The sequence below is a fragment of the Roseovarius azorensis genome, assembly GCF_900109455.1.
Lineage (GTDB): Bacteria > Pseudomonadota > Alphaproteobacteria > Rhodobacterales > Rhodobacteraceae > Roseovarius > Roseovarius azorensis.
In genome coordinates, this window is sequence record NZ_FOAG01000013.1 from 50,810 (window position 1) to 65,103 (window position 14,294).

Annotated in this window: 15 protein-coding genes; 4 read left to right on the forward strand and 11 right to left on the reverse strand. The window is 67.2% G+C overall.

Annotated features, from left to right (window positions below; translation table 11 throughout):
• Positions 1-16 precede the first annotated feature (16 nt).
• Complete coding sequence (locus tag BSG08_RS16225) at positions 17-433, reverse strand: Hsp20/alpha crystallin family protein (protein WP_093038898.1); 417 nt, start codon at positions 431-433, stop codon at positions 17-19.
• A 94-nt stretch (positions 434-527) separates the two neighbouring features.
• Between BSG08_RS16225 and dtd the strand changes: the two genes are divergently transcribed.
• Positions 528-965: a D-aminoacyl-tRNA deacylase gene (gene dtd, locus BSG08_RS16230; RefSeq protein ID WP_093038899.1), complete on the forward strand. Its 438-nt coding sequence runs from the start codon at positions 528-530 to the stop codon at positions 963-965.
• Here the strand turns inward: dtd and BSG08_RS16235 are convergent.
• From BSG08_RS16235 to uraH, 4 genes are all read right to left on the reverse strand, one after another.
• Complete coding sequence (locus BSG08_RS16235; RefSeq protein ID WP_093038900.1) at positions 943-2,310, reverse strand: MATE family efflux transporter; 1,368 nt, start codon at positions 2,308-2,310, stop codon at positions 943-945. The genes dtd and BSG08_RS16235 overlap by 23 nt on opposite strands.
• Positions 2,311-2,352: 42 nt before the next feature.
• Positions 2,353-3,258, reverse strand: a complete 906-nt coding sequence (locus BSG08_RS16240; RefSeq protein ID WP_093038901.1) for a nickel/cobalt transporter — start codon at positions 3,256-3,258, stop codon at positions 2,353-2,355.
• A complete protein-coding gene (locus BSG08_RS16245) occupies positions 3,240-3,884 on the reverse strand; it encodes a DUF1007 family protein (protein ID WP_093038935.1) in 645 nt (214 codons plus the stop codon). The genes BSG08_RS16240 and BSG08_RS16245 overlap by 19 nt, the downstream gene beginning before the upstream one ends.
• Positions 3,885-3,999: 115 nt before the next feature.
• Entirely contained in the window at positions 4,000-4,350 is a 351-nt protein-coding gene (gene uraH / locus BSG08_RS16250) for a hydroxyisourate hydrolase (protein ID WP_093038902.1), read from the reverse strand.
• Positions 4,351-4,505: 155 nt separating this feature from the next.
• Between uraH and puuE the strand changes: the two genes are divergently transcribed.
• Positions 4,506-5,921 carry an allantoinase PuuE gene (puuE, locus tag BSG08_RS16255; protein ID WP_093038903.1) on the forward strand — a complete coding sequence of 472 codons (1,416 nt, stop codon included), beginning with the start codon at positions 4,506-4,508 and terminating at the stop codon, positions 5,919-5,921.
• Entirely contained in the window at positions 5,918-6,400 is a 483-nt protein-coding gene (locus tag BSG08_RS16260; RefSeq protein ID WP_093038904.1) for an ureidoglycolate lyase, read from the forward strand. The genes puuE and BSG08_RS16260 overlap by 4 nt, the downstream gene beginning before the upstream one ends.
• A 108-nt stretch (positions 6,401-6,508) precedes the next feature.
• On the opposite strand, the gene BSG08_RS16265 is transcribed toward BSG08_RS16260, so the two are convergent.
• Both BSG08_RS16265 and BSG08_RS16270 read right to left on the reverse strand, forming a co-directional pair.
• Entirely contained in the window at positions 6,509-7,543 is a 1,035-nt protein-coding gene (locus BSG08_RS16265; RefSeq protein ID WP_093038905.1) for a hypothetical protein, read from the reverse strand.
• Between the two features lie 78 nt (positions 7,544-7,621).
• A complete protein-coding gene (locus BSG08_RS16270; RefSeq protein WP_093038906.1) occupies positions 7,622-9,250 on the reverse strand; it encodes an AMP-binding protein in 1,629 nt (542 codons plus the stop codon).
• Positions 9,251-9,444: 194 nt separating this feature from the next.
• Between BSG08_RS16270 and BSG08_RS16275 the strand changes: the two genes are divergently transcribed.
• Positions 9,445-10,959 carry a YifB family Mg chelatase-like AAA ATPase gene (locus BSG08_RS16275; protein WP_093038907.1) on the forward strand — a complete coding sequence of 505 codons (1,515 nt, stop codon included), beginning with the start codon at positions 9,445-9,447 and terminating at the stop codon, positions 10,957-10,959.
• On the opposite strand, the gene BSG08_RS16280 is transcribed toward BSG08_RS16275, so the two are convergent.
• From BSG08_RS16280 to rsmI, 4 genes are all read right to left on the reverse strand, one after another.
• A complete protein-coding gene (locus BSG08_RS16280) occupies positions 10,946-11,836 on the reverse strand; it encodes an alpha/beta hydrolase (protein ID WP_093038908.1) in 891 nt (296 codons plus the stop codon). The two genes, BSG08_RS16275 and BSG08_RS16280, sit on opposite strands and share 14 nt — an antisense overlap.
• Positions 11,833-12,768 carry a glutathione synthase gene (gshB, locus tag BSG08_RS16285; RefSeq protein ID WP_093038909.1) on the reverse strand — a complete coding sequence of 312 codons (936 nt, stop codon included), beginning with the start codon at positions 12,766-12,768 and terminating at the stop codon, positions 11,833-11,835. The genes BSG08_RS16280 and gshB overlap by 4 nt, the downstream gene beginning before the upstream one ends.
• Positions 12,769-12,826: 58 nt before the next feature.
• Entirely contained in the window at positions 12,827-13,264 is a 438-nt protein-coding gene (locus BSG08_RS16290) for a YraN family protein (protein ID WP_093038910.1), read from the reverse strand.
• Positions 13,265-13,363: 99 nt separating this feature from the next.
• Positions 13,364-14,251 (reverse strand): 16S rRNA (cytidine(1402)-2'-O)-methyltransferase, encoded by an 888-nt coding sequence (gene rsmI, locus BSG08_RS16295; RefSeq protein WP_093038911.1) that lies wholly within the window; start codon positions 14,249-14,251, stop codon positions 13,364-13,366.
• Positions 14,252-14,294 lie beyond the last annotated feature (43 nt).

Here is a 14,294-nt window from a genome sequence, read left to right on the forward strand (position 1 = left end):
CGACGGACCGGCCGGATTACCCCCGCTTGATATCCACCTTGCGCCCCGCCGGGGCGGTCGTGTCGCGCCTGGGGATCACCACGCTCAGCACACCATCCTTGAGATGTGCCTCGATCTTGTCGCCATCGGCATCAGCCGGCAACCGGAACGACCGGCTGAACGATCCATACTGACGCTCGCTGAAGAACCAGGTCTCGCCCTTTTCTTCGCGTTCGGCCGATTTCTCGCCCTTGACCGTCACCACACCGTCCTGCACACCAACGTCGATATCCTTTTCCTCGACACCCGGCAGTTCCATCGTGATCCGATAGGCCGCCTCGTCCGAAGAGGCGTCCGAGGCCGGCGCCAGCCAATCCGCCACCCGCGTGCCAAACGTGCGGAACGGTTCGTAAAGCTGGGGCCAGAATCCGGCTGTATGAGACTTTTCAACCATCCTTTGATCCTCCTTCACATTGAAGATGCGCCAACACTATCCTAACAAGGCAAGAGACTTCCTTGACCCGCATCAAATTCGCCCGAGGTCTTCCATGCTCGCCCTGCTGCAACGTGTCTCCCACGCCTCGGTCACCGTCGACGGACAGATCATTGGCGAATGCGGCGCGGGCCTGCTGATCCTCGCCTGCGCCATGCAGGGCGACACCGAGGCCGAGGCAGACCGCCTCGCGGCCAAAATCGCGCGGTTGCGCATCTTCAGGGATGACGCGGGCCGGATGAACCGCGCGATCACCGACACCGGCGGCAGCGCTCTTGTGATCAGCCAGTTCACCCTGGCCGCCGACACCTCGCGCGGCAACCGCCCCGGCTTTTCCGGCGCCGCCGCCCCCGACGAAGGCCGCCGCCTGTTCGATCACTTCGCCCGGCAGGTCGCGGCACAGGGCATTCCCGTCCAGACCGGCCGCTTTGGCGCCGAAATGCAGGTCAGCCTCACCAATGACGGCCCTGTCACGATCTGGCTGGAAAGCTGACGCCGCGCGCCGACCACCCCCAGAACCGCACCAGCATGAACACCCCCGCCAGCGCCAGCCCGACCGCAAGCCCGATCCAGATACCGGGACCGCCATAACCCAGCCGGAACCCCAGCAGATAGCTCACCGGCACCCCGACGGCCCAATAGCTGAGTGCGGCTATGACCATCGGCGCCCGCGTATCCTGCACCCCTCGCAACAGGCCCAGCGCCTGTACCTGCGCCGCATCGACCAGCTGAAACAGCGCCGCCGCCGCCAGCAACTGCCGCCCCACGGCAATCACCGCCGCGCGCTCCGGGTCGTCCGGCGACAGGAACAGACCGACCAGCGGATCGGGCCAGATCAGCAGCACCGCCATCGTGGCCAGCGCCACCAGCGCCGACAGCCCCAGTACCACCCGCGCGCCTTCACGCAGCGCCGCACCGTCGCCGCGCCCGTATGCCTGCCCCGCACGCACCGTCGCCACGTTCGACAGGCCCAGATGCACCATGAACACCACCGATGTGATCTGCAGCGCGATACCATGCGCCGCCAGCGGCAATGTGCCCAGCCATCCCATCATCACCGAGGCGGCGGCAAAGAGGCCCACCTCGGCCAGACTGGTCAGACCGATCGGCCAGCCGAGGCGAAACACCCGACCCAGCGCCTCCCAGTCCGGGCGCCACAGACGCCGGAACAGCGCGTGCTCGGGCGCGGAACGCTGCACATAGGCGGCCAATGCCGCCAGCGAGACAAGGTTGACCGCAAGCGAGGCCATCGCCGCCCCCCGCACTCCCAGTTCAGGGAACCCGAGATTGCCAAAAATCAGCAGGTAGTTGACGATCACATTCAGCCCCACCGCCGCCAGCGTGACCCAGAGCACCACGGCAGTCCGTTCCAGCGCGGCAAGATAGGATTTGAGCACCATAACCATCAGCGCGGGCAGGATGCCCCAGCCCGCGATGCGCAGGTATTCGGCGGCCAGCGCCGCGGTTCCCGGCTCCTGCCCCAGCAGGCCGAACACCGCCTCGGACCCGATCATCACCGGCAGCGTCACAATCCCGAAGATGATCGAGGCCCACAGCCCCATGCGCGTGATCCGCCGCACCTGCGCGCCCTCGCCCGAGGCCTCTGCCGAGGCCACCATCGGCATCACCGCCCAGGCAAATCCCGATCCCATGATGAACAGCACGAAAAACAGCGTGCCGCCCAGCACCTCGGCGGCCAGCGCCTCGACCGAGTACCAACCCAGCATCAGCGCATCGGTCAGATGGATGGAAAACTGCGCCACATGGCTGCCGATCAGCGGCAGGCCAAGGCCCAGCACCGCACGCATGTGCTGACGATATGTCTGGCGGTGTTGCATGTCAGAGCCGTTAGCCCCGGTCGCATGCCCGCGCAAGAGCCGTCAGAGCGCGCCCTGCATCAGTTGCAGCGACAGTGCCGCGATGATCACACCCGCACCGATCTCCAGCAGCGGCAGCGTGCGCACCAGCCCCGCCCCGTCCTGCCCCGCCGCCAGCCGCGCCAGAGCACCCTCGCGCAGCGTGACCGAGGCCAGCGCCACCGCCAGCGTGACGCTCGCCGTGCCCAGCCCCATGGCAAAGGCCCCGAGGATCCCGGCCATGTCCAGCCCCATGCGCCAGGTCAGGATCAACAGGAACAGCGCCCCGGTGCAGGGCCGGATCGCCACCGCGCCGATCAGCATCGCGGCATCGCGCCAGCCGGTGACCGCCTCGGCCTCCGAAGGCGTCGGGCCGTGGCGGTGACCGCAGGTGGCGCAGGCACCGTCATGGCCGTGGTGCTGCTGCGCAGCGGCGCGGGCGCGCAACCGGCGCACCCCGCGCAGCGCCAGCCACAGCCCCACCAGCGCGATCGCCCCATAGCTGGCAGGGGCCATGATATCGTCCGCCAGCCCGACCATGCGCTGCCGCGTCAGATCGAACAGGAATACCCCCGCATAGACCAGCAGAACGGCGGCGGCCGCCTGCGCCAGGCTCGAGACCAGCGCCAGCACCGACAGGCGCAGCGCGCTCACCCGCGCCGCCACACCATAGCCGCCGATCAGGATCTTGCCGTGCCCCGGCCCCGCCGCGTGGAAAAACCCATAGGCAAAGCACAGTCCCATCAGCCCCGCCAGCGCCCCCGGATCGCCCGCCCTGAGCGCCCGCAACAGGCGCGCCATCGCCTGCTGCGTCTCGGCCTGCCCAGCCTTTGCCCAGACCGCGACCTGACCGGCCCCGCCGAACCCCCAGAGCCAGACCGCCAGCCCCGCCAGCGCCAGCGCGGCAAGGCTCAGGACGGGGCGGCGCATGAGATCGTCATACTCTCGGAAAAGATGTTGCCAACATCGGCGCCGGTATACTCCACCTCGGCGCCAAGCTCGCTCAGCATCTCTCGGAACTCTTCCTGCGCGGCGTCTGGATCGGGTTCCCTGATGGTGTAAACACAGCCATCGGGCAGCCTGATCGGTCCTTTCAGACTATGGGCCACGTAATAGGTCGGATCATAGGCATCGACGCGCAGCCCGTCGCCGGGTACCGGACCAAAGCTGCGGACATGCGTGGCAACGATCCGGCCATTCTCCAGCGCGATGTCGGTCGGCACGGGATGGTCCAGCGCAATCTTGGTCTCGCCATAATGGATATAGAGATCACCCTCGAATCCCTCCGGCCACTCGACCAGATCAAACCCCTTCAGCTGATCCAGCTCCGCCTGGGTCAGCACCCCGTCACCGTCGGGATCAAGCCCCATGTCAGTGAGAATGAGCAATGAGAAGAAATCGTCGTAGGCCCAGGTCACCTCGACACCCGTCAGGTTTCCCTGCCCGTCCCCCTCGAAGCTGAGCGCCACATCGACAAAGACATGCGGATGCGCCTCGGCGCGCGGCGCGGGCAAGGCCAGACAGACGGCAAGGGTAACACAGACGAGGCGTTTCATGCCCCGATGCATAGGCCGTCCACACCTCCCCGGCAAGAGACCACAGGCCGCAGGCCGCGGGATCGGCAAGGTTCGGCGTGACCGCAGCCCCCAGGGCAGCGATCCGGCACCGGGATCAACTGCCGCGATAGGTCGAATAGCCATAGGGCGACAACAGCAGCGGCACATGATAATGCCGCGCCTCCGCCACGCCGAACCGGATCGGAATCAGGTCCAGAAACGGCGGCTCGGCCAGCGCTCCATGCGCGCGCAGATAGTCCCCCGCGTGAAACACCAGCTCATAGACACCCGGCCTGAAATCGCCCTCGGGCAGGATCGGCGCATCGCTGCGCCCGTCGGCATTGGTCACGACGCGCGCCATATGCCTGCGCGTCTCGCCTGCAATGGCGTAAAGGTCGATCCTCAGACCGGCGGCGGGCTGACCGCGCGCGGTATCCAGAACATGGGTTGTCAGATATCCCGCCATCCTAGCCCCTTCGCTTCGCTGCGCGTCCAGTCTGACCGGACCCGTCCCGCCACCCAAGCCGCAAAACCCTGTAACTCTTTCAGGAAATAGCAGAAGATCGCCCGCACGTCAGTGGTGTAAACAACTTCAAGGACACGATCATAGGAGACAGCACAGTGCAACGCTACATCCGCGACCTGCGCGGGCACGGTCCCCGCCCCCCCGATCCGCTCTGGCCGGACGGGGCACGGATCGCAGTGCAGTTCGTGGTCAATTACGAAGAGGGCGGCGAAAACTGTATCCTGCACGGCGATGCGGGGTCAGAGGCGTTCCTGAGCGAAATAGTGGGCGCCACCGCCTGGCCCGGCGAGCGCCACTGGAACATGGAATCGATCTACGAATACGGCGCGCGCGCCGGGTTCTGGCGGCTGCACCGGCTGTTTGCCGAATTCGCCATGCCGGTTACGGTCTACGGCGTGGCGACGGCGCTGGCGCGCAGCCCCGAACAGGTGGCGGCGATGCAGCAGTCGGACTGGGAAATCGCCAGTCACGGCCTGAAATGGATCGATTACCGCGATTTCACCCACGCCGAGGAACGCGCCCATCTGCAAGAGGCGATTCGCCTGCATACCGAGGTGACCGGCACCCGCCCGCGCGGCTGGTATACCGGGCGATGCAGCGTCAACACCGTGGACCTGGTGACCGAGGAAGGCGGCTTTGACTACGTCGCAGACAGCTACGCCGACGATCTGCCCTACTGGCGCCACGCCCACGGCCGCGATCAGTTGATCGTGCCCTATACGCTCGATTGCAACGACATGCGCTTTGCCACGCCTCAGGGGTTCAACGCGGGCGATCAGTTCCTTGCCTATCTGCGCGACAGCTTCGACGCGCTTTATGCCGAGGGTCAGGCGGGTGCGCCGAAAATGCTGTCGGTCGGACTGCATTGCCGCCTCGCGGGGCGCCCGGGGCGTATCCTGGCGCTGCGGCGGTTTCTGGAACATGTGGCGGCGCATCCCGATGTCTGGGTCGCGCGCCGCATCGACATCGCGCGGCACTGGGCCGCCACCCATCCGCCCATCCCCCGCGAACGCCCCTCGCAGATGGATCGCGACAGCTTTGTCGCGCGATTCGGCGGCGTGTTCGAACATTCGCCATGGGTGGCCGAACGCGCCCATGCCCTCGAACTCGGCCCCGCCCATGACAGCGCCACGGGGCTGCACAACGCGCTCTGCCGCGCCTTTCGCGTCGGCACCGAGGACGAACGCCTCGCCGTTCTGCTGGCGCATCCCGATCTGGCGGGGAAACTGGCCGCCGCAGGCCGGCTGACGGTCGAGAGCACCGCCGAACAGGCCAGCGCCGGACTCGATGCGCTCACCGATGCCGAGCGCGCCGAATTCGCCGCACTCAACACCGCCTATATCGCGCGCCACGGGTTTCCCTTCATCATCGCGGTGCGCGATCACGACAAGGCGGGAATCAAGGCCACCTTTGCCCGGCGGCTGGACAATGACCGCGCGGCGGAATTCGCCCAGGCCTGCCATCAGGTCGAACGCATCGCGCTCTGGCGGCTGAGGGACATGCTGGCATGACCGCAATCACCGCCACGCCGCTCACGCCAGAGGCGTTTGCCGCCTTCGGCGATGTGCTCGACACGCAGGGCGCGCCTGATAGGCTGATCAATCAGGGGCTCTGCGGGCGTTACCACAACCGCGCGCGGCTGGATTTCGGAGCCGGACGGGCGGGCCTCAGCCTGTTTCAGGCCGCGCCCCGCACCCTGCCCTACCGGCTCGAGTTGGTGGAACGCCACCCCGAGGGATCACAGGCATTCATCCCGATGAGCCTCACCTCCTTCCTGATCATCGTGGCCCCGGACGCAGGCGGCGCCCCCGGCAGGCCGCGCGCCTTTCTGACCGCGCCGGGGCAGGCGGTGAACCTCCTGCGCGGCACATGGCACGGCGTGCTGACCCCGCTCGAGGCTCCCGGCCTCTTCGCCGTGGTGGACCGGATCGGGCCGGGCGACAACCTTGAGGAACACTGGTTCAAAACACCCTACGAGGTGCGCGCCTGATCTGGTCCGGGCGGGGGAAAGGGGCTGGCGGGCCGGAGTGAATTTCAAAGTCTGCCACCCGCGCGAACAGCGCCGAAGGCACCGCGCGATCGCAACGATAGCTGCCCGTTACCCGCTGCAGATCGCCTGCAACCGCAGCCAGTCGCCATCGCTCAGGATCGGCGGCGGCGGATCGCCATGGGCAAAGGGATCGGCCTCGATCAGCGGCAGCGTCGTCTCGCCGGTGATGTCCAGCGCATAGGCATAGGGCCGCGCCCGCACCTGCCAGCGCCGGAAACCCTCCAGCATCACCTCGACCGCCACCGGATCGGGCGACTCGGTCAGCAGCCGCTCGGCATGGGCGCGCAGCACCTCCTCGCTTACCGCGCCGGTGGTCAGCAACCGCAGAGTGGCCCCAAGCCCGCCCTCGGCCAGAAGCCACCCCAGCGGATCACGCGCCTCGGCGCGCAGATGCGCGGCGATTACATGACCGGCCACCACATCCGGCTCTTCGTGATACTCCACCAGATCGGCGCGAATGAGAACCGTGCCGCCGGGCAGGCGCACCGCCCCCGGCACACCGTCACGCACCACCATCAGGCGCAGCGCGCCGGCCTGAGGCGGCAACCGCCGCGCCAGCGCCGCCAGCGCCGCCGTGCCGCCCGGACCGCGGCAGGCGGGTCCGGTGGCACTCTGCAGATGCTTCGAGAGCTCCTGCCCGATCTCCACCCGCTTGACTGCGGGCACAACCACCAGCGCATGCTCTCGCGCCGCCCAGGGCAGCCAGAAAACGCCCAGCGCGACCACCGCCGACAGGCTCGCCAGCACCCCCGCCAGCCTCAGCCGCCCCGGTCGCGGTCGCTGCCGCGCAATCGCGCCGCGCAGCTTTTCGATGGCCGCGATCATCTCGGCCTCGTCCGTTCCCAGTTCCAGCGTCTCGCCGGGATCCCCGTCGGGATGATAGACCGCAGGCCGCTGCCCCGGATTGGCCCGCGCGATCGCCGCCAGCGACCAATGCGCCAGCACCCGCTCGCGCGTATCGGTGATGGTCAGCGTCGCCTCGCCCACCGACACGATCACATCGACGCGCTGCGCCTCCGGATCAGGCCGCCACAGGCCCGCCGCCTCAAGCCGCTGGTATTTGCTGAGTGCCGTCTGTTTCATCTGTGAAGGGCTGCCCTGCCTCTTTGACCTCAGACTAGCACGTCACGCCGGATACGGGCAATCGGCCTTGGCCCCGCGTCAGAGACCACGCGCAACCTGGCGCAACTCGTATTTCTGGATCTTGCCGGTCGATGTCTTGGGCAGATCCCGGAACACCACCGCTTTCGGCGTCTTGAACCCCGCCAGCCGTTCGCGGGCAAAGGCGATCAGATCCGCCTCCGTGACCGCCGCCCCGTCCTTCAACTCGACAAAGGCGCAGGGCACCTCGCCCCATTTCTCGTCCGGCTTCGCCACCACCGCACACAGCAGCACCGCCGGATGACGCATCAGCACCCCCTCCACCTCGACCGAGGAAATGTTCTCGCCCCCCGAAATGATGATGTCCTTGGCCCGGTCAGCGATCTGCAGATAGCCGTCGGGATGCTGAACGGCGATATCGCCCGAATGGAAATAGCCGCCCGCAAACGCCTCTTCGGTGGCCTCGGGATTGCGCAGATAGCCCTTCATCACCGAATTGCCCCGGATCATGATCTCGCCCTGCGCCGCGCCATCCATCGCGATCTGCGTCATGGTTTCGGGTTCCATCGCGGTGATGTCCTCCATCATCGGCATCAGGATCCCGGTGCGCGCCTTGATCGCATAACGCTCCTCATCGCCCAGGCCGTCCCAGCGATGCTGCCAGAGACATTCGGTGACATGGCCATAGGTCTCGGTCAGCCCGTAAACCTGCGTCACCTTGAACCCCAGCGGCTCGATCGCGGCCAGCGTCGCGGCGGGCGGCGGCGCACCGGCGGTGAACACATCAACCACATGATCGAACGCGCGCCGCTCCTCGTCCTTCGCATTGACGATGGTATTGAGCACGATCGGCGCCGCGCCGAAATGCGTGACCCCCTCATCGGCGATCGCATCATAGATCGCCCGCGCGGTGATATCACGGCAGCACACCACCGTGGCGCCCAGCATCGGCATCAGCCAGACGTGATTCCAGTTGTTGCAGTGAAACAGCGGCACGATGGTCAGATACCGCGCATAGCGCGGCAACTCCCAGCTGATGACCGTGCCCATGGTCATCAGATACGCGCCGCGATGATGGTAAACCACCCCCTTGGGCCGCCCCGTAGTGCCCGAGGTATAGTTGAGCGCAAGGCTCTCCCACTCATCCTCGGGCATGATCCATTCGAAATCCGCATCGCCCGTGGCCAGAAAATCCTCATAGCCCATATACTCGCTGCGCGCATGCACGCCCGCCTCGTCATCGGCCACCTCGATCACCCCCGGCGCGGGGCCCTCCATGACCTCGATGGCCTGCGCCAGCACCGGCAGGAATTGCGTATCGCACAGCACCACGCGCGCCTGCCCGTGATCAAGGATATAGGCGATCGTATCGGCCTCCAACCGGGTGTTGATCGTGTTGAGAACGGCACCACAGGCGGGCACGCCGAAATGCGCCTCGCAATGCGCGGGCAGGTTGGGCAAAAGCGTGGCCACCACATCGCCGGGCCGGATACCCAACCTGACCAGCGCCGAGGCCAGCCGCGTGCAGCGCTCGTGATACTCGGCATAGGTCTTGCGGAACCCGCGATACACCACCGCCTCGCGGTCCGGGAAAATCCGCGCCGCCCGGCGCAGATGCGAGAGCGGCGTCAGCGGCACGAAATTCGCCGCGCACCGCTCCAGTCCCGTCTCATCCTTCATCCAGCCCATCGCGCCCTCCCTGATTCTCGCCCGCAGGTTTGGTGAGATTAGGGAATTCGGCATGGGTTTCAAATGGCCAAGACGGGCGCCCCCGACCTGACATACGGCCAGGCCGGAGAATCCCCGCCCCGAACCACGGTTAACCCTTCCTAAACCACATCCGCGTTACCCGTTAACCTTGTCGCAACCCGGAGCGCATCATCATGGTCGCACGCGCCTATACCGTGGCCTTCGAAGGGGTCGAGGCCCGGCCCGTCGAGGTGCAATGCGCCGTCACCCCCGGCGTGCCCGCCTTCTCGCTCGTCGGCCTGCCGGACAAGGCCGTGTCCGAAGCGCGCGACCGGGTGCGCACCGCGCTTTCCTCCATGGCCATCGCCCTGCCCTCCAGACGCATCACCATCAACCTCTCACCCGCCGACCTGCCCAAGGAAGGCAGCCATTTCGACCTGCCCATCGCCCTCGCGCTGCTCGCCGCGCTGGAAATCATCCCGCGGGACGCGGCCGAGGGCACGACCGCGATCGGCGAACTCTCCCTTGACGGCAGGCTGATGCCGGTGATCGGCGCGCTGCCCGCCGCCATGGCCGCCGCCGAAGAGGGCCGCATCCTGCTCTGCCCCAGGGCCTCGGGCGCCGAGGCCGCATGGGTCGGCGCGGTGCAGGTGATCGGTGCCGCGACACTCGCCGACGTGGTGCGCCATTACACCGGCCAGGCCCCCATCCCGGCCGCCAGCCCCGGCGAGGTCACGGCCCCGCCCCCCGGCCGCGACCTGCGCGATGTCAAGGGCCAGGAACGCGCCAAACGCGCGCTGGAAATCGCCGCCGCCGGACGCCACCACCTGATGATGGTGGGCACGCCCGGCTCCGGCAAATCCATGCTGGCGGCACGCCTGCCCGGTATCCTGCCGCCCCTGACCGCACCCGAGGCGCTGGAAACCTCGATGATCCATTCCCTCGCCGGACTGCTCAGCGAGGGCGGCATCAACCGCACCCGCCCCTTCCGCGAACCGCATCACACCGCCTCGATGGCCGCCATCGTCGGCGGCGGCAGACGCGCCGCGCCGGGCGAAATCAGCCTGGCGCATAACGGCGTGCTCTTCATGGACGAATTCCCCGAGTTTCCCCGCACTGTGCTGGAAACCCTGCGCCAGCCGATCGAGACCGGCGAGGTGATGATCGCTCGCGCCAATGCCCATGTGAAATATCCCTGCCGCTTCATGCTCGTGGCCGCCGCCAACCCCTGCAAATGTGGCTATCTCAGTGATCCTGCCCGCGCCTGCTCGCGCGCGCCGCTTTGCGGCGAGGATTACATCGGCCGCATCTCCGGCCCGCTGATGGATCGCTTTGATCTGCGCGTCGAGGTGCCGCCCGTCGCCTTCACCGATCTCGACCTGCCCGCCTCTGGCGATCCCTCGGCTCAGGTGGCCGACCGGGTGGCGCAGGCGCGCAGCCTGCAAGCGGCACGTTTCGCGGGTCGCGCCGACATGCACCTCAACGCCGATGCCGAAGGCGAGGCGCTGGACGAGATCGCCACCCCGGATCAGGAGGGCCGCGCCCTCATCACCCGCATCGCCGAACGCTTCGGCCTCACCGCGCGCGGCTACCATCGGGTTCTGCGGGTGGCGCGCACCATCGCCGATCTCGACGGCTCCGACGCCGTGCGCGCGGCCCATGTCGCCGAGGCCGTCAGCTTTCGCATCGCCGGCCTCAAAGAGACCTGATCCACCCCGCCAGATCGCGCAGGGTCGCATCCGCTTCGGGCAACAACCGCTGAAACATCGGCCAGACATGCGGCAGATCGCGCGCGATCACCTCGGTCACAGCGACCCCCTGCGCGCGCAGATGTTCCGCCATCCGCCGGGTGTCATCAAGCAGGATCTCGGTATCCCCCGCCGCAATCCAGACCGGCGGCGCGCCGGGAAAATCCGCGAACAGCGGCGAGGCGCGCGGATCGGTCGGCTCGGCCCCCCGCAGATACATCCGCGCCATTTCATGCGCGCGGGCCGCAGGCAGCATGGCCTCCGCCTGCGCATTGCTCCGGAAACTCTCACCCGAGAATGTCAGATCGGTGAGCGGCGAAAAGGCGAATGCCGCCCGCGGTCGCGACCCGCCGCGCCGCAACACCTCTGCCAGCACCGCCAGCGCCAGCCCGCCGCCCGCGCTGTCCCCGCCCAGAATCACACCGCCCGGATGATCGCCCAGCCGCGCCAGCACCGCCAGCACGTCCTCGACCGCCGCCGGAAACGCATGTTCCGGGGCCAGCCGGTAATCGGGCAGACAGGCAGGCAGGCCAGTCAGCCCCGACAGCCGCGCCAGCATCGCCCGATGCGTCCGCGCCGAACCAAAGACATAACCGCCGCCATGAGAATACAACAGCACCGGCCCGGTGCCGCGCGCCACCCCCGGCGCCATCGCCCAGAGCACCGGCACACCGGCAAGTCGATCCTCGTCAAACCGCGTCCCGCGCGGCGGATGAAACCAGAACCGCGCCTTCGCCTCGAAACCCGCCCGTATCTCCGCCGGATCGGCGACCCGCGCCAGATAGGGCTTTTCCAGCAGCCGCAGTTGCAGATTGAGGATCCGGCGGCGCAGGCTCATCCCCGCCGCGCCTCGATCGCCTCCCAGATCTTCGCGGCGATATTGATCCCGTCGAACCGCTCTAGCTCCTGAATGCCGGTGGGCGAGGTCACGTTGATCTCGGTCAGGTAATCGCCGATCACGTCGATGCCCACGAAAACCTGCCCCTTTTCCCGCAACAGCGGCCCGATGGTGGCACAGATCTCGCGGTCGCGCGCGCTCAGCGCCACCTTTTCGGGTCGCCCGCCCACATGCATGTTCGACCGCGTCTCGCCCTGCGCCGGAACGCGGTTGATCGCACCCACCGGCTCTCCGTCCACAAGGATCACACGCTTGTCGCCCCGGCTGATCTCGGACAGGTATTTCTGTACGATCAGCGGCTCGCGGCTGAACCCGGTGAACATCTCATGCAGGCTCGCAAGGTTGCGATCGGACTCAGGCAGATGGAACACCCCCGCGCCGCCATTGCCATAGAGCGGCTTGAGGATCACATCGCCATGACGCGCCCGAAACGCCCGGATCGTCCCCAGATCGCGCGCGATCGCGGTGGGCGGCATGAGCTGCGGAAAGTCGAGAATCAACAGCTTTTCGGGAAAATTACGCACCCAGAACGGATCGTTCACCACCAATGTGCCGGGGCTCAGCCGCTGCAGCAGATGCGTCGTGGTGATATAGAACATGTCAAAGGGGGGATCCTGCCGTAGCCAGACCACGTCGAATGCGCCCAGATCGACCGTTTCCTCGGGCCCCAGCCGGTAATGATCCCCCTCGACCCGCTGCACGCTCAGCGGCCAGCCGCGCGCGGTCACCCGCCCCTCGTCATAGGCCAGCCGGTCGGGCGTGTAGTAAAACATCTCATGCCCCCGCGCCTGCGCCTCCTCGGCCAGCCGGAACGTGCTGTCGGCACGGATGTTGATCGGCCCGATCGGATCCATCTGAAAGGCGATTTTCATACGCTGCCCCCTGTTGCACTCTGCCACTTACATGCGGCAAGGGCGGACAAGGTGCAATTCAGAAATGACCGAATGCGTTTTCCAGAATCCGCACCGCGCCCGCGCCATTCACGACCGCCAGATCGAACCGCACCGGCGCCAGTTGTCCCTCGGGCGTCAGCCCCAGGTATTCCGAGGCGGCGGTGAATATCCGCTGCATCTGCCCGTGATGGAGCCGCTGCAGCGCCAGATTGAACGTCGCCGCCTTCTTGACCTCGCAGAACACATAGGTGTCGGGCGCGCGCAGGATCGCGTCGATCTCGCCCGCCCGCCCGCGCCAGCGGCGTTCCAGCAGCACTGCGCCGCGCGCCGCATAGACACGGATCACCGCCTCTTCGGCAGCCTGACCTGACAGACAGGCCCGCCGTCCCCGCTCCTGCCGCCGCAACAACTGCCCCGGTCGGACCGGAAACTGCGGTACCGTCACGGCCTCGAAATCAAACGCCAGTTGTCTCATCTTCCCCCGTCCTCCGGCTCCATCACCGCAACAACTACCCCGGCCGCACCGGTACCGACACCGCCGTAACCCCGAAATCACACGCCCGTCGCCTCACCTTCACTCCCCCTCCGGCCCTGCAGCCCGCTCCTCCGCAGCGAGATGCAGGGCGCGCTGATAGACCTGCCGCCGCGGCAGCCCGGTTGCCGCCGCCACCCGGTCGGCCGCATCGCGCACCGATTGCCCCTTGAGCGCCACCCTCACCATCCCGTCTAAATCAACTTCCCTAATTTTCAACGAACTCCCGCGATCAATAATCACGACAATTTCGCCTTTCGGCGGTGTCGTGGCACAACCTGCCGCCAGGTCCGCCAGTGTCCCGCGCCGGATCTCCTCGAATTTCTTGGTCAGCTCCCGACAGAGCGCCGCCGCGCGATCCGCGCCCAGAACCTCGACCGCATCGCGCAGCATCGCCGCCACCCGGTTGGGCGATTCGTAAAACACCAGCGTCGCGGGCACCGTCGCCAGTTCCGCCAGAACCGCCTTGCGCCGCCCCGACGTGTTGGGCAGAAACCCCGTGAACAGGAACCTGTCGGTCGGCAGCCCTGCCAGCGTCAGCGCGGTGATCACCGCCGAGGGCCCCGGCGCCGAAACCAGGGCGAACCCCTCCGCCACCGCCGCGCGGCCCAGGTCGAATCCGGGATCGGCCACCATCGGCGTGCCCGCCTCCGAGGCATAAACCACCGATTTCCCCTCGCCCAGCGCCGCCATGATCCGGGGCCGCATCCGCGCGCCGTTGTGCTCGTGATAGGACCACAGCGGCCGCTCGCCCAGCCCCACGCCATGAATTTCCATCAGCCGTCGCAGGCTGCGCGTGTCCTCGGCCACCAGCACATCCGCCGCCGCCAAGATATCAAGCGCGCGCAGGGTGATGTCGCGCGCCGTGCCGATCGGCGTTGCAATCAGATACAGCCCCGCGGCCAGTTTCTGCTTGTCTGGATTCACCACTGGACCCGCTCCATATGACGTTTATGATTGTCCATAGTCGCGC